We start from the raw sequence: 21,946 nt of genomic DNA on the forward strand, positions 1-21,946 counted from the left end.
CGTCGGATAACCAGATTAGATCAGACATGTTCACCGCTCATTTTTTGAGCCGTGAATCACGCAGCGAAGCGAAAATCAATGGGTCCTGAGCCTAGCAATATCAACGGCCACCAAAACAGGCTCGGTCTGTGCAATACTGGTCTTGGTCATAGTCAGTCTCCCTTGCGGTGTGGTTTGTGCAAAACCACTGTAGGGACCTGAGACCCGGCTATGATCACCTGCTGCGCTACTTGGGGGCTGCGCAGGCAATTATAGCCTTTAAATCAATGTCATTCCGAAGGTGTTACGGTATTCAATTGGCGGAGCAGCCCGCAACCGCAACACAGCACACTCGCGGCAGATGCGCTTCGACATGATCTGCGAGGCAAATGGGATCGAGCGCCGCCTGACAAAGCCAAACCATCCGTGCACCAACGGCCAGGTCGAAGAGATGAACCGAACGATCAAGGAGGCGACGGTGAAGCGATACCATTACGACAGCCATGATCAGCTGCGCACGCATCTCACCGACTTCATGGGGGCCAACAACTTCGCACGCAGACTCAAGACACTCAGCGGTCTCACGCCTTATGAATACATCTGCAAAGTCCGGACTTCAGGGCCACATCGTTTCACCCTAAATCCGAGCCACCAGATGCCGGGACTGAACAACTAGGGGCTGCGGGGTACGCCAAACTTCACTTGGTTTTAGGGCAATGCAGTCTTTGACTGTGTCTCTGCCTCCCGTAACGGGAGACAGTTGGCCATGGCGCAGAGGTGTTTTCCGCAAAATGGGGTCTCGGCCGAAGGAAATCATTGTCTTAGCTGGGTTATGCGGCCGACGCTGCGAGCTGCGGACCGACTTTCCGATTGTATCACTTAGCGCGTTGACGGCCTGAGCCATGCCGAAATCCGTGCATCAACAATTGCGACGCGCTTACTGTGACCACTCCAACAAAGCTACTTTGCGAAGGCTTAGAAGTTGAAGCCCAAACTGGCGTCGAGCCGGACAGTCGTTGCCAGGTCTCCACCGCTTGCTGTGATCCCCGCGCTCCAGATCGGACCGGAGCCTGCGGTGTAGGATGCGCCTGCGCCAACGCGGACCTCAAGACCGTCGGCCGAGCGAGCTTTCAGTGTGCCGCTGCTGCCCGATGCGCTGTACCGGATGTCAGAACTATCGATATCGGCGTGATAGAACAGGTCAGCGCTGACCCAGGGCGAAAGGGCCAGGTCACGCGGCTTGCTTTCTGACTTGACGCCAAGACCAAGACGCACGCGTTCATAACTGCGGTCTTCAAAGCTCATGGCAACACCGGTCCGTGCGGTTTCGGTAAAGGCGTCTTCGGTCACCTTGAAATAGGCCAGACTTGAGTGCCAGCCAGGACTCCAGTTGCCGCGCGCGACCGTCTGCCCCATGCCGATGATCGCGCTCCAGCGCTGTTGTTCCGTGCTGCCGTGGGCCGTGCCGGAACCGGTCTTGCGGCGGTAATCGACATCGGCTTGACCATAAAACACGGATGCGGCGATATCCAGCGCGCCAACCCCAAAGCCAAAGCTGAAGCCGGTGGACAGGTTGTTGATATCTTGATCCCCGCCGCCATTTTCGACGTTGGCGCTGGTCTCGGTTTGCGCCACGGTCAGCGCGAAATAGCCGAGCGCTCCAAGCGGGCCACCGACCCCGGCAGCCAAACCGCCGGTGCCGATATCGAAACCGGCCACGCTATCCTGGCTGGCGTAGGACGCAAATGACCCCAGCGCTCGGGCAAATCCGAAGGGGCGGATCGGGCGGTTGCTGGAGCTGACCTGCTCTTGCGCCTGGTCCAGAACAATCAGGCTGTCGTTGTAGCTACCAGCGGCTACGGCATCAAAGGCGGCCGGGCTTGTGCTGGTCAGCAGAACGCTGTCGGCGGTGTAAATCAGATCGTACTGTAATCGGCCGGGCGCTGGATCAAGGAGATCTGCTGTGTCCTCGATCTGAGAAAAGGTGCCGGTCACGCCGTTGGTGGCGGTCAGGATTGGTGCCTGGAAATCGCCGCTAAGCGGGGTACCGCTGAGGCGGAGCGTGCTGCCGTTGAGAACCGCGATACCTGTGTCGGAAACGGCAAAACCTTCGGACTTCTGTTCGTCCACTAAAAGGATGTTTGCTGTACCCGCAGATCCAAATACAGTGATCTCAAGCGCTCCGCCGGTGGGTTCAAACCGTGCGACGGTCATCGAGGATGCCGCGGTGCTATTGGGCGTGCCGGGAATCACAGTGCCTGGGCCCGCGACCATCCCCATGACCATGCCAGAGCCTTCCAGCCGCGCCGCGCTTCCCAGCGTGATATCCCCCAGCACGGCACCGTCTACGCGCAGCACATCGCTGCCGCCTGTGGCGAGTATGTCGCCCGTGACGTTACCCGCGGATGTCACGGTGATCGTGTCGTTGGAGCCGGCGCTGGCGTCGATGGCCACGGCGTCGGAACCGGTGGCTTCGATCTCACCTGAGATATCGACGGTGTTGGCGGTGCCGCCCAGTTGCAGCAGTGTGAGGGAATTGCCATAGCCTTCGAGTATGCCGTCGGCCTCTACCGTGACGGCGGTATCCGTTGCCGTGACGCCCGTCGCATTGTCGCCGTAAAACACATAGGTCGGCACAGCGGCATCGAAATCGACCGCCGGGGACACCCATCGCTGGCCAGAGGGCTGGATGGTGAAGGTATTACCGACCACAATTGTGGTGTCCGCAACAGTGGTGGCAGTGCAGGTGGTGCCGCCTGCGTTCGAAGTACAACCGTTCGGATTGGCCTGATAGGCATTGTACAGGAGGACGGTCTTTTGCAGGTCGTAGTAGATGCTGTTAATGTCAGAGGGCAGAAACGCCCGGTCGGAAGGAATGTTCAGAAAGGTGTTGATGTTACCGACGATGAAGAGATCATCCAGCGATGTATTGAGATCGCCGGGAAAGTGGAACATCAGCGTCTGGTAGCCGCTGATCTCGCCTCCGTGGCCCAGCATGAAGGCGCCGGTTTCAAGACTGTGCTGCCCATAGATTCCAAGCCCGTAACCACCCGCGACTGTGCCGACCATGCCGTTCATGTCGGTGGTGTTCTGTAGTCGCTCTGCAAAGGTTGCGGCGTCCAGGATGCCTTGGGCATTTGTTGTCAATTCAACCAGCCAGGTGAGCTGATCCTCGATGTTCGAGATCATGGCACCGGCAGAATTGGGCACAGAGGGCGTAGTTTCGGAAAAATCGGTGAGGGTGCCGTAATAGTCCCAAGTCCCGTTGGTGTGCTGGGTGGTGCCCCATTCCGTGCCGATGGGATAGAGCGTGTCGGTAAGGTTCAGTGGGGTGATCACCTCGTCCGTGATCAACTGGCCAATGTCGCGACAGTTTCCGGCCTGACAACTGGCTGCCTCTGCGATGATCCCGGCCATCATGAAGTTGGCATTTGAATATTCAAACGTGCTTTGATCGCCCGGTGTCATGGTGGGGGCCAGTGCAAGGCTTGCTGTCAGCAACTGTTGCCGCGTCAGATCGTAGTTACCCGCATTTGCATTCCAGACATCCAGCACCGTCCGGCCCGGGTTGTTCGGATCGGGGCCGCCAAGGTATTCTGCAACGCCGGTGCGCATCGATAGCAGATCGTGGACCGTCAGCGTTTCGCGCAGGGATTGCGGCATAACCGACAGGGCGGCGGTTGCGGTGGGCTGCAAGGTGTACCAATCCTGCAGCGTGTCATCGAGGCTGACAACGCCATCATCGACAAATTGCAGGACCACAGTTCCGGTATAGGTCTTGGTCTGGCTGCCGATGTGAAAGCGGTCTTCCACAACCAAGGCGCGACCACCCTCAGATGCGGAGGCGGGCCCGGTCACCCCTGTGGCGTTGGTCCAGCGAGTGGCGTCGCCGAATTGGATAGCTGCTGTTGATCCGAAAAATCCAAACTCGCCCACGGTCGATTCATGCGTGGTATCCAACAGGTCCGTCAGGGATAGAACGTTCTGAGCTGACGCAGGGTAAGACGGTAAAAGTAAACAAATAATTAACGCAGTTTGATTTTTGCTAAATTCGTACATCAGGCTTGGGTCCTCCAAAAGAGATTATTGTTTTCTAACATATATTTCGTTCTGGACCAAGTTGAGCGTTTACCCCTTTTTGGATTTGGCTTAGCGTCGTTTCGCGAGATCTGGGAATCGACCGGACATTTTTTCGGTCCAAAAATTACGGGAGGGCAACGTGTCGACCAAGCTGCAATCGCTGCATCTGATGACAGGTTTGCAGGAATCTCTCTTTGCGTTTGAGGCGGAGTCCGGGCCTGATGAAAGTTATTCCGCTTACATCGAGCAGTTCAGCTGCAAGTTGAATGGTGAAGCCGACGTGGCCACCTTGGCCCAGGCCTGGCAGGATCTGACTGATCGGCACACATCGTTGCGGACAGCCTTTGTCCGCACTCGCGAGGGCAAGGCGGTGCAGGCAGTTTTGACGCACCGGGCACCGGATGTTCGCTGCTTGGATGTTGATGCAGGGGCATCTTTTTCGGCAATGGCGCGAGCCGAACGTGGCAGGCGTTTCGATCTTGCGCGCGACCCGTTGTTGCGTGTGGTCTTGATCCCCAAGCCGGACGGGTCCTGCGCGATGATCGTCACCTTTCACCATATCATTCTGGATGCCTGGTCCGCGCCGACTCTGATCGGGGATCTCATGGCGCTTTATGCGCATCGTCTGGGGCGCGGTGCGGAACCCACTGCGCCTGCGCGCGCGACGGTTGGCGCATTTGCCGACAGCCAGAAGTCCCGGCGCGGTGCGGCAGGCAAGGCATTCTGGGCATCGGCTCTCAAGGGGGCGGGGTCTGCCGCTTTGCCAGTACTGGATGTTACCCAGCCGCCCGGGCCGAAATCCACGGTTATCAGGCCACTGCCGGATCTTCTAGGCGCTGAAATGCAAAGCTTTTCCAGCAGCCTTAGCATTACCCCCAGCGCTGTTCTGCATGCGCTTTGGGGGTGCGTTCTCGCTCGGCTGACGGACCGGGACGATGCTGTCTTTGCATCGGTCATGGCCAACCGCAGTCATGATCTGCCGGACATTGACCGCGCCGTCGGGCTTTTTGCCGCGACGCTGCCGGTGACGGTTGATCTGTCGCACGGGAAGGGGTTTGCCGATCTCTGTCGAGAGATGCAGGTCCAGCTGCGGGATGCGCCGCTGTGGTCGGCGATGCCGCTGGCGGACATTCTGGCGGCGGGTGGGCTGCGGGCCGATCTTTTGGATCACACGATGATTGGTCGACCGGCCGCGCTGGCATGGGGGCAGGCGGATAGCCTCGATTTTCCGGAGGCTGGGCTGACCGTTTGCGACTACAGCGCAGAAAGCGCAGATCACTACGATTTCCAGATCGGATTTTCACTGGGAGAAGGCCCGTATCTTGAGGTACGCCATGATGTGAACCGTGTGCCGGTCGACAGGGTCGAAATGTTGTTGTCACTCGCGCTCGATTTGTTGGGCCGTCTTCTGGCGAGGCCATCCGTTCCGATTTTGTCTGTCCCGATCTGCGCCACGGACGTTGAGGCCAGCCGGATCTTCGGCAAAGTGGTCGCGGCGCCGGTTCCGTCTGTGACAGATGCGATCGCACTGGGAGATCCGACTTCGCAAGCCGTTGGTGATACAAGCGAAACGTTGGATCGTGCCGCGCTGATGGGCCGGGCTGCACAAACGGCGGCGGCGCTTGCGGAACAGGGCGTCAAGGCAGGCGACCGAGTTGCGATTGCCGCAGTTCAAAGCAATACCTTTTTGGTGCAGGTGCTGGCTTGCTGGCGGTTGGGGGCGGCTTTTGTACCGATCAATCCGGCCTGGCCTGCGTTGCGTCAGCAGCAAATTCTTGACGCAGCGCGGCCAAGGCTGGCGCTGGGTCTGCCTGCTCGGCGTTCGCCGCACGAGCCAGCAATTGACACACCGGACACCGGGCTGGCCTATTGTATCTTCACCTCGGGTTCGACTGGCGCGCCCAAGGGTGTTGCGGTGCCCCACGATGCACTGGCCAACTATTGTCAGGCCGTCGGTGATTCATTTGGGTTCACGGCGCAGGACCGGGCCTTGCAGGTGACATCCCCGGCGTTTGACCTGGGCTACACGACTGCCTTCGGACTCCTTGCGTCCGGCGGCGCGGTGTTCTGGCTGGGGGCAGAGGCAGCAGTTGACCCAGATCTCGTGTTGCGCGCCATGGCCGTCCACCAGATCACAGTGATGAAGGCCACGCCCGCCTTTCTGCATCTGCTGCTGAGCGCGCCGGATCCGGGACGCTTTGCCGCGCTAACGCAATGGCGTCTGCTGATCCTGGGTGGCGAGAGCCCGGTCCCGGAACAGATCGCCCGGCTGGCCGCACTGTGTCCCTGGCTGCGACTGGCCTGCCATTATGGCCCGACCGAGGCGACGATTGGCTGCGCCATGACCGAGCCGCGCCCGATAGCGCAGTGGGCGGAGCGGGACGCACATGATCTGGGAACGCCCGTCGCGGGGGCGGAAATACGCATCGTTGATCGCAAGGGCGATACTCTGCCGCGCGGCATCCGTGGTGAAATCGCGGTTGGTGGCGGTGCACTGTCACGCGGTTATCTTGATCCTGCACCGCAGGGCGGATTTTCCCGGATTGACGGTGAACGCTTTTACCTGACGGGAGATCTGGGCGTTGTCACAGCAGACGGCAGCCTGCGGTTTAGTGGACGCCGCGACGGGATTTCCAAGATCCGCGGGCATCGTGTCGATCCCGAGGAAACCCGTTTGGCGCTGTTGCGCGATACTTCAATCGAGGCGGCAGCGGTTGCCATACGTGGAGAGGGGGTGGCGGCGCAACTGGTCGCCTTTGTCAAGATGCGCGACGGGTTGCGCGACCCGGCCCGGCTGCGCGATGCGCTGGCGCAGCATCTACCCAGCGTTCAGATCCCGCAGCGCTTTTTCTTTCTGTCGCGGCTTCTGATGACGGAAAATGGCAAGACCGACACCGCAGCCATGCTGGCCGCGCTGGGGGAATTGCCTGATGGCGCACCCAAAGGAATGCCGCCCGAGACCGCGACGGAAAAGCGTCTTGCCCGGATCTGGGCCGAGGTGCTGGGGCTTGAGACGGTGGCGGCGAACGACGATTTCTTTCTGCTGGGCGGGCATTCGCTGCGCGCCATCGAAGTGTCCGCAGTGATGGAGCGCGAGACTGGACAGCGCCTTCCGCTGCGCTGGTTTACCGACAGGCCGATGCTAAGGGATATGTGCGCGCGGATAGACGCGGTTGAGGGCAATGGTGTGGCAGAGCCGGTGGCCGCGATCATGCGGCTATGGGATCGGGGTGATACGCCGCGGGTGCTCTGTTTTCCTGGACTGATGGGCAGTTCCGGGATCTACCGGGAATGGCTTACCAAACTGGCGCCGGAGTATTCCGTTGCCGGGATTGACGATCTGCCCGAACTGGATGCGGCCCCTGATGTGCCATCTACCGTTCGATGGATACTTGAGCAGGCCCCCGACGTTGGTCGCGGCTATCAGGTTCTGCTGGGCTGGTCCTTTGGGGCCGATCTGGCAATTGAGGCTGCGGCTCAGCTTGGGTTGCTGGGTGTGTCACCATTGGTGATCCTACTGGACCGGCTGCCGGGGGAGCAGCCGTTGGTGCAAGACGTTAGCCAGAGCCCATTAGAGTCGCGCCGCTATTGGTCGCAGGTGATGCGCGTCCTGCGCGGTGCCTTGCCAGAGACCCGTGTCGCCGAGTACGAGGCTCAGTTCGCACAGCGTATCGCTAAACAGCGCGCCTACGTGCCCGCCGCACCGCTCGCAAATCCGATTGTGGGCGTTCTGGCAGCGCCGGAAGGACCAGTCCCGCAGGCGCGGCTGGACCGGTTATCGGCGCTATCCCGTGGAACGATCAGTGTTCTGACCTGCGGGGCCGATCATTTCAGCCTGTTTCACCCACCACACGTGACACAGTGGACCGAAGCGCTGCGATCGCTGATTGCCGCCCATCTGGCGGGCAACAAATTGCCAGAGACGTGCCAACCCGCGGGATTGCCCCTATCTGGTCGGCGCATTTCAGGTCCGAAAACGCTTTTGAATAAAGAGGTAGAGGTTTGAATAGCAGTGGCGCCTTCGATCATCCGGGTCTGCCCGACCCTGTCTCTGCCCCGGATCTGTGGAGGGCCTTTCTGATGATAGCCCGCGCGGGTGTGGCCACTGTTACCCGCCGCAACCGCGCGGGCGAAGACATGACCCTGAACGCCGCCGAACTGGAAGACAGCGCAAGAACACTCGCCCTGCAGCTCACTGCCGCGGGTGCAAAAGCCGGTGATTGCGTGCTGCTTGTGAATTCGGACCCGATGGCCTTTGTGTGCGGCTTCTGGGCCTGTCAGGCGGCAGGGCTCACGGCGGTGTCGATGCCGCCCATGGGGACGAAGGTGCAAGTTGAACGCACCCGCGCAGCGCTTGGCGTGCTTGGGCGGGCCTGGGTTCTGACCGAAGACCCTGCCGCGCGCGAGGCCCTGGAGGACGCCGACGAGGTTATTGGCGCATTTGTCATGACCGGCGACAGATTTGACCATCTTGAGGGCACAGTTAACGCCTATCTGACTCGTGCCGAGAAGGTCTGTACGACGGATCCCGAAGCGATTGCGGTCATCATGTTTTCCTCAGGCTCGACCGGCGACCCTAAGGGAGTCGAGCTTAGCCATCGCGCCATTCTGGCCCAGACGGTTATGCTGCGCGACGCGCTGGGACTTTCGGCGCGGGACTGTTTTGTCAACTGGATGCCGATGTCCCATGATTTCGGTTTGTTCCACTTTCACATCCTGCCGCTGCTCAGCGGGCTGCCACAGGTTCTCATGGCGACCGAGGATTTTGCGCGCCGTCCGGTGTCGTGGCTGCGGGCGCTGCACGATCACGGCGGGACAGTCACCGGGGGGCCGAATCTGGCGCTGCAAATGGTGACCAACCTGCTCAAGCCGCAGCGCGCAGCCCAGCTTGATCTGCGCCGCCTGCGTTGCATCACCCTTGGTGCCGAACCGCTGGACCCGGCGGTGCTGCGCGCATTTGCGCGATGTCTGCAGCCGGCCGGATTGGAGCCGACGGCCCTATGGCCCGCCTATGGTCTGGCCGAGGCGACGCTGGTTATTTCGATGCGCTCCGGGCTGGAAACCGTGCATGTGGCGCGCCGTGCGCTGGAGCCGGGGCAGCGGATTGAGCCACTGACGCATGATGACCCAGAGGCGGTCGAACTCCCACTCCTGGGTAAGCCTGTGCTCGGGGCTAAGCTGCGCATTGTCGATGAAGCCGAGACGCCTCTGGCAGAAGGCACAGTCGGGCATCTTCAGGTCCGTTGCGATTCACTGATGCGCGGCTATCGCAATCGCCCTGACCACAGCAAGCAGGCGTTACGCGCCGGGGGCTGGCTGGCGACCGGCGACATCGGGTTCTTGCAAAAGGGGCAGTTCGTCATGGTCGGGCGTGCCAAGGATGTCATCATCTCTGGCGGTCGGAACTATCATCCTGCGGATCTGGAACGCATTGCGCTGGGGGCTCCGGGGCTGTCGCCTATGCATCAGGTGGCCATCGCACAGGGCCGCGACCCGGCGGGCGGTGGGATCAGAACACTCGCCTTCCTGCGGGGTCGCTGGCACCCAGATAGTGCGGAGTCGCTGCAAGAGGTCATTGCGGACCACGTGGTTGCCCAGACGGGCGTGGTTCTGGATCATGTGTTTGTGGTGCGGGACCTGCCGCGCACCACAAGCGGCAAATTGCAGCGTCACGCGCTGGCCCGAGCATTTGAACAGGGTGCCTATGCGGATCAGTTGAGCGGGGAGTCCGATGCGGTAGCCCTGCGGGGTGCGCCGCTGCGTCGCGCGATTTCCGACGGCAATGTCGCGGCTGTGACGGCCCGGATCTGTGAAGAGGCCGCTCTTCTGTCCGGCACGCTGGTTGATGCTACGACGGGGTTGATGGATCAGGGGTTGTCGTCGCGGCAGGCGGTGGCGCTTTGCGCGCGGCTGGGCGCGTGGCTGGGGTTGGAACTTTCAATTGCCCAACTCTTTGATCACCCCAGCCCGCGCGCCTTGGCGCAGGCACTGATCCGAGACACGGCATCGCTGGATGCGGATGCCGTGATGTCGACGCCGCAATCCAGCGAAGACGCGCGGATTGCCGTCATCGGCTACGGTTGTCGGTTCCCGGGCGGTGACTCGCCCGCGGAATTCTGGGATCTTCTGACCACGCCGCGCCCGGTCGTCAGGCCGATTCCGGAAGACCGCTGGGGCAAAGCAGCCGGCGATTCGATGCTGCCGCCCGCCGCATTACTGTCGCAGATCGACGAATTCGATGCGGGTCTCTTTGGCCTCGCGCGGGGCGAAGCAGAAGCGATGAACCCCGTGCAACGCCTGCTTTTGCAGGTGCTCTGGCAGGCGCTGGAACACGCGGGTCTGGATGCAACGCAGCTGCGCGGGCAGCGGGTTGGGCTGTTTGTCGGCCTCAGCGATTCCGGCCTTGCCACTGGGCGGGGCGAGATCATCGCCGATGGTGATGCACTGGCCGCTTATGCGGTTTCCGGCAGTGCGGGCAGTATTGCCGTGGGGCGTATGGCGCATCTGTTCGATTTCCGTGGCGCGGCGCTGGCGGTGGATACGGCCTGTTCATCGTCGATCGTGGCGCTGGATCTGGCGGCGCAGGCGTTGCGACAGGGGCGCTGCGATCTGGCCATCGCCGGGGGCGCGAACCTGATCCTGTCACCTGATCTGCATGCCGGGCTGCATCGTATGGGCGCGCTGTCTTCGGATGGGCTGTGCAAGACCTTTGATGCCAGCGCCAATGGCTATGGCCGGGGCGAGGGGGCCGGGCTGGTCGTGCTGAAACGACTGGACGAGGCTCTGCGTGATCAGGATAATCTGCGCGCCGAACTGCTGGCAACCACCCTGAACCACGATGGGCAAAGCGCCAGCGTTACCGCCCCGAATGGACGCGCGCAGCGAGATCTGCTGCGCCGCGCATTGCAAGAGGCGGATTTGGCCGGTGGCGATCTGGACTGGGTGGAAACCCATGGCACCGGGACGCCCCTGGGGGATCCGATCGAGTTGGAGGCGCTGCGGGCTGTGTTGCGTGGCACGCCGGGGCGGGTGCTGCCCATCGGCGCTGTCAAGAGCCGGATCGGGCATCTTGAGGCGGCGGCGGGGATTGCCGGGGTGATCAAGGTGTTGCTGGCCTTGGAACATGGCGCAGTGCCGCCTGACCGTGCCTGCGCGCAGTTGAACGACCGGTTTGACTGGAGTGCTGGTGAGCTGCAGCCGATAGCAGCGACGCTTGACTGGTCGGGCGGCGGGCGCCGCATCGCTGGTATCGCGTCCTTTGGGATGAGCGGCACCAATGCCTATGCGATCTTGTCCAGCCCTCCTGCGGCCGCAGTGGTCGGCGTGTCGGACCGGCCGCTGGTCGTTCCAATTTCGGTGCAGAGCGCGGCAGCGGGCGCGCCGCTGCATCAGGCGCTAAGCGCCGTTCTTGAGAAAGCGCCACCCGAGGCGCGTGCAGAACTGACCGCCGGGCAGGCCTGTCGGCGCAGCGGCGGACCCTGGCGCCGGGCGTGTCTGGTGCCACGGGTGGGCCCGTTGTCTGACGTGGTGGAGGCGCCGTTCGTCAAGGCGATGAAGGCGCCGCGCGTGGTTTTTGCCTATCCCGGGCAGGGTGCCCAAGCGGTGGCGATGGGTGCGGGCCTATACCGGAATGAGCCTGCGTTTCGCGCAGCCTTTGATCTGGCGTCCGAGGCTGCAGGTCCCGTGGAGGGCCGACGCCTGAGCGAATGGCTCTACGGTGCGACGGCGGCGGATGAGGCGCGGATCACACAGACTGATCTGTCACAACCTGCGCTGGTGGCCTTTGGCCATGCGCTGACAGAGCTTTGGGCCGAGCTGGGACTGCGCCCTGACGCGGTGTTGGGCCATAGCGTCGGGGAAATCGGGGCGGCGCTGGCATCGGGGCAGTTCGGGATCGAGACTGCGATGCGGCTCGCGGTGCGACGTGGGCAGTTGATGCAGGACCGCGCGGGCGCGGGCGCGATGCTGGCGCTGCGGGCGGATGAGAAAACGGCGCTTGGTCTGCTGGACGGGCTGCCGGATACTGTCATCGCAGGATATAACGGACCCGCGGCGCTAAGCATTTCGGGACCAGTCGAACAGATAGATCAATTGCAGGCGCGGGCCGAGGCAGCGGGTTGTGCAACGGCACTGATACGGGTCGCGCGGGCGTTTCACAGCCCGGCGATGGCGCAGGCGGCTGACGAATTGATCGACGGGCGTGCCCTGAACGCAGGACCCGGGGTTTTGCCGGTCTATTCGACCCTGTCGGGGACACTGGCTGCGCCGGGAGGGTTTGGCGCGCCGCAGTACTGGCGCGATCAGATGTTACAACCTGTCCGGTTTTTGCAGGCGGCGCAGGCGGCGGCCAACTCTGGCGAGACGCTGTTTATGGAAATCGGGCCGGGCGCGGTTCTGTCGCGGCTGGGCGCGGCTGCGACGCCCGATGCGGTCTGGATCGGTGGCGCCGGGGGGCAAGAGACGCTTGCCGAGGCGGCGGGCGCGGCCTGGAGCCACGGTGCGGCGCTGGACTGGGCGCGGTATTTTGGCACGCGAGGTGCCTCTGGCGACCGGCTGCCACGGCACCCGATGGCCGATCAACCGATGCCGCGACGTCCCGTCGGGGCGGCGGCCTTGGGTGTATCAGTTCCGTTGGCCTCGCCTGTGTCTTCGTCAGTGGCCGCACAGGATGGGGTGCAGCAGTCGGACCTTATGCCCGATCTTCTGCAAACCGAAATCCTGCCGATTGTCGCGCGTATTTCCGGTCTCACGGTGGAACGCATTGCGCAGGATGCACCGATGACCGCGCTAGGTATGGATTCGCTGGGCATGTTGCAGCTTCAGCGTGCCTTGTCGTCGCGATTGGGGCTTGAGGTGGATTTGCGTGCCCTGTTCGAAACCTATGAAACGCCTCGGAAACTGGCCGATCTTTTGGCCAGCACACGCCCGGCCCCCATCCCGGTGCCTGACAGTCCAGCGTTGCCACAGGGGGCAGAAGGACGCTCTGGAGGCATGGCCGAGGTGATGCGGGCGCAGTTGCAGATGGTCGAGGATATCATTGCGCGGCAGTTGCAAGTGATGTCTGGCGGCGGCACGGTGCCGGTGTCTGCAGCAGCGCCCGCAAGGCCTGTGGTTTTGGCCCGACCTGCCCAGGCCGAGATCAAAGGGTTGTTTCGGCAGCCGAAAAAGGATGGTTCTGATCTGAGCGCCGCCCAACAGGACCATGTGATGGATCTGAGCCGCCGGTGGAATGCGCGCAGTGCAGGGTCAAAGGCCGGTGCGCAGAGCGCGAGGACCCATGTGGCCAACAGCCGGGCCGTCTTTGGCTTTGCGCCGGACCTTAAGGAACTAACTTATCCGCTGATGTCTGACCGCGCAGAGGGCGCGCATGTCTGGGATGTTGACGGCAACCGCTATGTCGATGTGACCATGGGCTTTGGTGTCTATCTGTGTGGTCACAAGCCGGATTTTGTCACCAAGGCGCTGCACGAAGAGTTGGACCGCGGCGCGGCCATCGGCCCCGCCACGCCGCTGGCCGAACAGGTCGCCGAGCGGATTTACGCGATGACCGGCGCCGAGCGGAGCGCCTTTTTCTCGACCGGGACCGAGGCGATCATGTGCGCTGTGCGCATCGCCCGCGCCGTGACTGGCCGCCAGCGCATCGTGATTTTCAAAGGCGCCTATCATGGCAGCTTTGACGGCATTCTTGCCACCGGCTGGATCGACGACGATGGCACGCCGCAGACCGCGCCGATGACCGATGGCACGTTACAGGGCATGGTCGATTCGGTGATCACGCTGGATTATGGCGACATGGCCGGGCTTGAGGTGATCGAACGCTACGCCGATGACATCGCGCTGGTGCTGGTCGAACCGGTGCAAAGCCGCAATCCGGAAAACCGACCGCTCGAATACCTGCGCGCCTTGCGTGAACTGACGCGTGCCCGCGATGTGCCGCTGTTGTTCGACGAAGTGATTTCCGGCTTTCGCTTCGCCCCTGGCGGTATGCAGGAGATTTACGGAATCGAGGCCGATCTGGTCACCTACGGCAAGGTGCTGGGGCATGGTCAGCCGATCGGTGTGCTGTCTGGGTCAGCGCGCTATATGGATGCGGTCGATGGCGGCGCATGGCGCTATGGCGATGACAGCGGACCGGGCACGCGGACGGCCTTTGTCGCGGGGACTTTCAACGGCCACCCCATGGCACTGGCTGCGGCTCGTGCGGTGCTGGATCATATCCGCGATGCGGGCAGTGACTTCTTTGCGCAACTGGCCGAACGGACCGAGGTCATGTGCCAGCGGCTCGATATGCTGTTTGAGGCTGCGGATGTGCCGGTTCGGATGGAACGGTTCGGTTCGCTGTTCCGGTTCAGCTATGGCCCGGGGGCCGAGATCCTGAACACCCATCTGCTGAACAATGGGGTGTTTGTGTGGGAACAGCGCAACTGTTTCCTGTCGACCGCGCACGGCGACGCCGAAGTGGATCTGATTGTCGATGCGGCGCGGCAGGGCGTTGCTGCGCTGAAGGCGGCGGGCTGGTTCGGGGCCTGCTCGCAGCCGAGAGTCGTGGCGCATATGGCAAGCGGAGCGGGGGAGTTGGCGTTGCGGCGTCAGGCAGCGCTGGCGCATCCGGGCACTTGGACCGATCTTATCGTGCTGCGTCTGGGGGCGACGCGTTATGCGCCCGAAGTTGTCGCGATTGCCTGGGCACAGGTCTGTCAGCGACACCCGGCTCTGCGCGCCTGCCTTGCGCCTGATGGGACGCGACGGGTAGGTGATGCCGCAGCCGCTGCGTTCGAACATCACCAGTTTGCCCCGGACTCGGGTGGATTGGACACTGTGCTGGACGACTGGAGCAAACAGGCGCTGAGCCGTGTTTTCGCCTTTGACCGTGCGCCTTTGCGGCTGAGCCTGCTTGAGGTCGGGGAACAGGCGTTGGCCCTGACCAGCAGCCATCTGGGCTTTGACGGCTGGTCGCTTGCCCTGATCCTGGGCGAGCTGGGGCAGACCCTCGACGGGGACATGCCGGATCCGGTGGACGCGCCAGACACCTATCGTCTGTGGGAAGAGAACGCCGATTTCTTTCGGCTCGACACGCCATCCGAAAGGATGGTCTTGCCGGTGGACGGGCCTGATCCGGAGACGGTAACGCCGCGTGGTCAGCGGGTGACGCGGATGGATATTGCGCCGCTTTATGCCGAAATGGCGCAGAGGATGCGCGTTGTTGGAACCACGCCTTTCGTCGGCTTTATGGCACCTTATGTGGTGCTTTTGGCTTGGTTAAGCGGTCAGAGCCGGATCACTGTCGGTGTGCCGGTGGCGGGTCAGGCGCTGTCGGGCTGTCTGAACCTTGTCGGGAACCTCAGCTTTGTGCGGCCAGTCACGGTTGATCTGACGGCGGGGATGACCCTGACCGAGGTGGGCCGACTGCTGCATTCCGAAATCCTGAAACCCGGGTCGCGTCCACCGTTGGATGGGTTGCCAGAACGACATGTGCTGTTCAATCTGGACGGGCCGATTGACCTCGGCGCTGGCCTTGCCTGCGCCGAAATACATCCAGTGCCGATTGCCGGTGCGCGGGCGGATCTGTTCCTCAATCTGCTGCGGATCGGGGACAGAGTTGTGCTGGATCTCGATTGGAACAGCGACCGCTTTTCCGGGCGATCCGTGCAGGCCTGGCTTGACGCTTACCTCGCACTTGTTGGGCAGGCCGCACGCGGTGATCTGACATTGGCCAAGGCGTTCGATCTCTTGCAGGCAGAGTTTCCAGAAGCCCGGCCCGCGACACGCGTGGCGCGTCAGGAACCTGGACGGTCTCAGTCTGCGGATGACACGATCCCGGCGAGAGCGTTTACCGCGAGCGAAGCCGTCTTGGCGCGTATCTGGGAAGACCTTCTTGGCACCTCTGTCACGACGCCTGATGCAGATTTCTTTGACCTAGGGGGGGGTAGTTTGCAGGCGGTGCGGTTGCTGGGCCGGATAACCGCAGAGTTCGGGACCGAGCCGAGCCTTGAGTGGATCTTTGCCTACCCGCGTCTGAGTGAGATGGCGGCAGCGCTGGACGCCCGCGCCGGTGAGCGCCACGAGGCATTGCCTGCACGCTCCTTGTCGGATCGGGTGCCAGCGCTGCCACAACAGCAGCAGCTGCATCTGCTGGAGGCGGTCAGTGATCCGGGTCCGGCCTATAACATCTGCCTGCGGCTGGATTTTGGCCAGCGGCTTGCGGGTGAAACGCTGGCGCTTGCCATGAGACAACTGGCTCGGCGTCATGCCTCTTTGCGCACAACATTTGACTGGGGCCAAGATCAGCTGGATCAGGTGATCGCGCCGGATGTGGCTGCGGATCTGGCAGCAGAACTGCTAAGCGCAGAGGGCGGTTTGGCGGTGCTGGATGGTTTTGCCCAACGGCCCTTTGCCCAGGAGGGTGGGCCGCTTTGGCGGGTTGGCCTGATGGATCGTGGCGATGCGGGCAGCACGGTGATTCTGGTCCTGCATCATATCATCAGCGATGCCTGGTCTGCGGAAATCATGGTGCGTGATCTGCTGGACGCCTATCAGCGGGTTGCGCTGGCGGTTGATCCATTGCCGATGCTGGAACGGGACTTTGCCGATCATGCGCTATGGGTCGTGACCGCAGATGAGGGGCGCGCCGCCGCTCTGGATTTCTGGCGCGAAGCTGCGGCGCAGATGCCTGCGCTTACGGCGCTGCCGGGGGAGTCTCCGCGTCCAACCGAAAAATCCTTTGCCGGTGCAAGGTCATCACGCAAGCTGCCCGCGGATCTGTTGCGGCAGGTGCAGCGGCGTGCGCGGGTGCTTCGCACGACCCCGTTCCAGATGGTACTGACGGCCATCGCCACTTATGCGGCGGATGTTTTGGAGCGGCGTAATCTGGTGATCGGAACGGTCAGTGCAGGACGTAACCGACCGGGCATGGACAAGGTGATCGGCCTGTTTGCCAATACCTTGCCCCTCTGCCTCGATCTGCCCGAGGGGCAGAGCTGGGCTGATCGGATCGCGCTTGTCCGTGCTGCCCTGCTGGGGGCTTCAGCGCATGATCTGGTCAGCCTACAAGAGATCGTGGCGACCCTTGGCCAGCGACCCGACCCATCGTCCAACCCGCTGTTCGAGATCTGCGTAACCCATGATGACCGGCGCGGGCTGGCACAGTTGGGTGCGGAGCTGGGCTTTGATTTTGCTGAAATGGTTCTGCCAACGACGCAGTTCGACCTGTCGTTCTATCTGATCGAAACGGGGCGAGATGCGACGCTGGATGTGACCTATGCGACGGCGATCCATTCCCCGGCAAGGGCCGAGGAGGTGCTGGACGCCGTTTTTGCAGCGCTGGCGCGGATGTGCAGCGATCCGAGCGGACCAGCGGATCGACAATTCACTCTGGCACCTCTGCGTGACACAACCGCTAGGCCGACCTCCGCTATGCCGGGCGTTATGGCACCCCAAGGCCGCGTACCTGAACCGACGGCGCTGCAAAAGCGGCTGTGGTTTGTGGACAGCTTCGAGAACGGCGAACTCTATGAGGCAGCGCCGACCTACTACAACATGGCGGCGCAATACGTTCTGGACGCTGAGGTGAGCGCCATCTGTCTTGGTGACCGTCTGGGCAGGTTGTATCAGAAGATACCGGCCTTATCGGTGGCCTTTGACATGCGTTCGGATCAGCCGCGCTTCACGGTGGCGACCGCACCGGTTTGGAGCTGTGTTGATCTGGAGCCGGATGCGATCGACGCATTCATAGATGCGCCATTTGATCTTTCAGCGGGCGGCTTGTTGCGGGCGGCGCGCGTGGCCGGTGCTGACGGCACGCATAGGCTGCTTTTGGTGGCGCATCACATCTTGACCGATCTGCGTGGGCTTGACCGGCTGGCCGAGGCGCTGTTGCAGGATGAAATCGCGCCCGATCTGATGCAGGGAAGCCTCGCGCCTGCGCAGGCAGGTGTCGAAACGGATCTGGCATTCTGGCGCGAGATGCTGGGTGCCAATCCGCCGCGGCTTTTGCTGCCGGTGGATCATCCCCGAGCTGCGGTGCACGTGTTCCAACGCGGGACCGTCACGATGTCGCTGGGCGCGGCAGAATGTGCGGCGCTTGACGCCAGTGCCGTGCAGCAAAAAATAGCTTTGGATGATCTGATACTTGCGGGTTTTGTTGCGCTGCTGCACCGCCTCAGCGGGCAGGACAGCATCGTACTGGGTCAGACCTGCGCGCGACAGGGTAGTGGCCTTGGAGCGCATGACAATCTGGTGACGCTGAACATCGCGCTGCATGCGCAGCTGAGCACAGGAGACATGATTGCGGAAATAGCACGTCAGGCGCGGCAGGCGGAACTGCACGGACAGACGGATTTTGATGTGGTTGTTCTGGACCTGCGGCCTGAAAACGACATGAGCCGCACCGCGTTGTTCGACATTCTGATGGTGCGCGAAAGCGATCCCGCGACGACGCGCTGCACGCCCGGTGCGGTTGGTTGGGGCAAGTACGATCTGGTGCTGGCCCCGTTACGGCGAGCTGACGGCGGGCTGGATTTGGGCCTGACGTTCAACAGCTACATGTTCGATACCGCAACGATCCGCCATTGGGGTGAGATGTTGGCCCACCTGCTCGGGGTACTGCCGCACAGCGGGGATCAGCCCTTTGACCTGCTGCCACTCATGCCTGAGGCCGCGGTCGCGCCGCTGATTGCTGCGGGCGCGCCGCGTCGCAGTACCGTGGACATCGCCTTTGCCTCGGTGCCTGCGGCACTGCGGGCTGCTGCCGTCGCCCATCCCGATGCGGTTGCGCTGTGGGACGATGCGGGGTGCACGACCTACAGTACGCTGGATGCTGACGCACGTGATCTGGCCTACAGGCTGGTCGCCGGGGGCGTGCAGCAGGGCGACCGGGTTGCGGTGCTGCTGGCGCGCGGACCCACCTATGTGCGTGCCATGCTGGCCGTGATGCAGGCGGGGGCAGCCTTTGTGCCGCTGGATATGCAGGCCGCGCGGGACCGTACCGCGCGCATTTTGGAAGATGCCGGGGTGCGCTGTATTCTTGTTAGCGGCGATGCGGGGGCTGATCTTCTGCCGACGGGCATTGCGGTCGTGGACGTGGCCTCGGCACCCCTAGACGAAGGGCCGCAGCCCACACTCCCCAAGGTGAGGGCGCAGGACGCGGCTTATGTTATCTTTACCTCTGGATCGACCGGGCGCCCCAAAGGAGTGGTTGTCGAACATCGCAATCTTCTGGCGCTGGTGCTGGGGCAAGGTGGGGTCTATCCCATCGCGGCCGGTGATCGCTGGAGCTGGTTCCATTCGCCCGCCTTCGACTTTTCCGTGTGGGAGGTCTGGGGTGCATTGCTGACGGGCGGTGAAGTTGTGGTTATTCCCGACGCGGCGCGCACCGATTTGGCCGCCTTCAGGTCGATTTTGGCACAGAGTGGGGTGACGCAGCTTAGCCTGACGCCATCGGCCTTTCGCGCGCTTTCGGATCTGGAGATGACCGAAGGTGCCGACGCGCTCGCGATAAAGGCAGTGTGGTTCGGAGGAGAGGCTTTAACGCCTGCGGTTGTGCAACCATGGTCACAGCGCTACCCGGATTGCCAATTGATCAATCTGTTCGGCATCACTGAAACGACTGTGCACACAACGTTCCGACCGCTCACCCCGGCGGATCTGAATCGCAGCGACAGCCCCATCGGCGCGCCATTGCCAAGCTATGGGCTGACCATCCGCGACCGTGCCCTGCGCCCCGTTCCCGCAGGGGTTCAGGGTGAAATCGTGGTCAGCGGGTCTGGCGTCGCGCGTGGTTATCTGGGACAGCCAGAACAGACGGCGGCGCGCTTTGTCGACGATCCACATGATCCCGGTCGGCGGCTTTACTTATCGGGCGACCTCGGGCGGATGAGTTTGAGTGGCGAGGTCACCTATCTGGGGCGTGCTGACGATCAGGTCAAACTGCGCGGCTACCGGATCGAGCTGGGCGAAGTGGAAAGCGGGCTTTGCAGCTTTGTGGGCGTTCGGGGAGCTGCGGCCGGGCTGCTGGGCGACACCGGCAGCGACGCAATCCTTGCCGTCTGGATAACGCTTGAGGGGCCGGTGGATCCGGATGCCCTGAGCGCGCATCTGGCGGCGGCCCTGCCGGCCTATATGATCCCGCGGCGAATATTTGTGGTGGACACGCTGCCCCTGACCCTGAATGGCAAGATTGACCGCAAGGCGCTGCGCCAGATGACCGACCACCCGATTGGGGCCGATGGCGATGCCGCCGCGCCGCGTCCGGGGCCTGAGAGTCGGATTGCCGAAATCCTATCTGCGCTGCTGGACCGGCCCGCGATCGGGCGTACCGAGAGCTTTTTTGCCCTTGGCGGGCACAGCCTGATGGCGAACAAGGCGGTGCTGCGGCTGCGTGCGCAATTGGGAATGACTCTTAGCCTGCGGGATTTCTTTGCGGCGCAGACTGTGGCGGCGCTGGCGGCCCTTGGCGCGATGGAACACGTTGTATCAGAGCCGACGATCCTGCCGGTGCCCGATGCAGAAAGCTATCCGCTTTCCTCAGCTCAGACCCGCCTTTTTGCGATGCAGACGGCGCAGCCGGAATCGGCATCCTATAACATGGTGGGGGGGTTCATCATCGACGGGGCGCTGGACCACGCGGCGCTGGCGCTGGCCTTTGGCGATCTTATCGACCGCCACGAAATTCTGCGCACGCGGTTCGTCACCCGAGCGGGCCGACCGATGCAGGTCATCGACGCGCCGGGCGCAGCGTTTGACCTGTTCGAAGCGGAGCCGGGCGGAGGTACAACAGATGCCCGAATTTCCCGCGCTCTGGATCATGAGTTTGCGCATGTCTTTGATCTGGCGCGCGGGCCGCTTTTGCGTGCGGGACTGGGTGCGCTGGGTGCGGATCAATGGCTGCTGGTGCTAAACCTCCACCACATCATTTCCGATGGCTGGTCTGTGCCTATCATGCTGGCGGACCTTTCAGCGTTTTACGCTGCCCGCAGCGGTGCGGGTGACGCGCGGCTGCCTGAACCGTTGGCGATCCAATACCGCGATTTTGCCTGCTGGCAGATGGATCAGCCCGAAGGGCATGTGGTGGATGCGGCGCGGGATCACTGGCTGCAGCGTCTGGGCGCAGGGGCTACCGTGGCAAGCCTGCCAACGGATGCTCCACGACTGGCGTTACGGTCGGGTCGCGGGCAGATGGCGCGCCACCGGCTGGACGCCTCGACCAGCGCGGCGCTGCGTTCGCAGCTTTCGCAGGCGGGCAGTACATTGTTTTCCGTCTGTGCTGCGGCGCTGCATATTCTACTGCGGCTGCGTGGCGCTTGCGAAGGTGCGACGGTGATCGGTACGGCAGACGCCGGGCGCGACGTGATAGAAACCGAGGATCAGCTTGGTTTCTATCTCAACTTATTACCGCATGTTCTGGACCTTGGCGCGAACGTGCCTGTTGTGGATTGGCTGGAGGGTGCTGCCCGCGAAACCGGCGCCATGCTGACGCACAAGACCGTCCCGTTCGAGCGGATGCTGGATGCCTTGGGTCTGCGGGCGGAACCGGGGCACAATCCGGTGTTTGACATCCTGTTGCTGGTGCAGAACAATGAAGCGACACGTAAGAACCTTGGGCGGCTTGGCCTGCGGGAGGTGCCGGATCAGACCCGCACTGCGCGCTATGATCTGAACCTCATGGTCGAGGATCGGACCGAGATCGAGCTGGTGCTGGAGTATGATACAGCGCTGTTCAACACTGACACAATGACCTGGTTTCTGGCGGATTTTGCCCGGTTGCTTGATGGCTTCGTCAAGACGCCAGAGAGCAGCCCGCTTGATATTCTGGGCGTGACGGATGCCGCGCAGGCGGATACGGCGCAGGGACTGCTTGATGCTGACGACCCGCTGTTGGGGGCGCTCTGAT

At 62.6% G+C, this 21,946-nt stretch carries 3 protein-coding genes and 1 pseudogene; 3 read left to right on the forward strand and 1 reads right to left on the reverse strand.

What is annotated here, in order from left to right; all coding sequences use genetic code 11:
• Window positions 1–346 precede the first annotated feature (346 nt).
• A pseudogene (locus tag CHB75_RS19105) lies at window positions 347–655 on the forward strand (integrase core domain-containing protein); the annotation flags it as partial.
• 299 nt (window positions 656–954) lie between these two features.
• Here CHB75_RS19105 and CHB75_RS19110 read toward each other — a convergent pair.
• On the reverse strand, window positions 955–3,939 hold the full coding sequence (locus tag CHB75_RS19110; RefSeq protein WP_176439211.1) for a serine hydrolase: 2,985 nt from the start codon (window positions 3,937–3,939) through the stop codon (window positions 955–957).
• 259 nt (window positions 3,940–4,198) lie between these two features.
• On the opposite strand from CHB75_RS19110, the gene CHB75_RS19115 reads away from it, so the two are divergent.
• Together CHB75_RS19115 and CHB75_RS19120 are read left to right on the forward strand one after the other, a co-directional pair.
• Entirely contained in the window at window positions 4,199–8,065 is a 3,867-nt protein-coding gene (locus tag CHB75_RS19115) for an AMP-binding protein (protein ID WP_089273459.1), read from the forward strand.
• On the forward strand, window positions 8,062–21,945 hold the full coding sequence (locus tag CHB75_RS19120; RefSeq protein ID WP_089273461.1) for a hybrid non-ribosomal peptide synthetase/type I polyketide synthase: 13,884 nt from the start codon (window positions 8,062–8,064) through the stop codon (window positions 21,943–21,945). The genes CHB75_RS19115 and CHB75_RS19120 overlap by 4 nt, the downstream gene beginning before the upstream one ends.
• Window position 21,946 lies beyond the last annotated feature (1 nt).

This window comes from Puniceibacterium sediminis (assembly GCF_900188035.1).
Classification (GTDB): Bacteria; Pseudomonadota; Alphaproteobacteria; order Rhodobacterales; family Rhodobacteraceae; genus Puniceibacterium; species Puniceibacterium sediminis.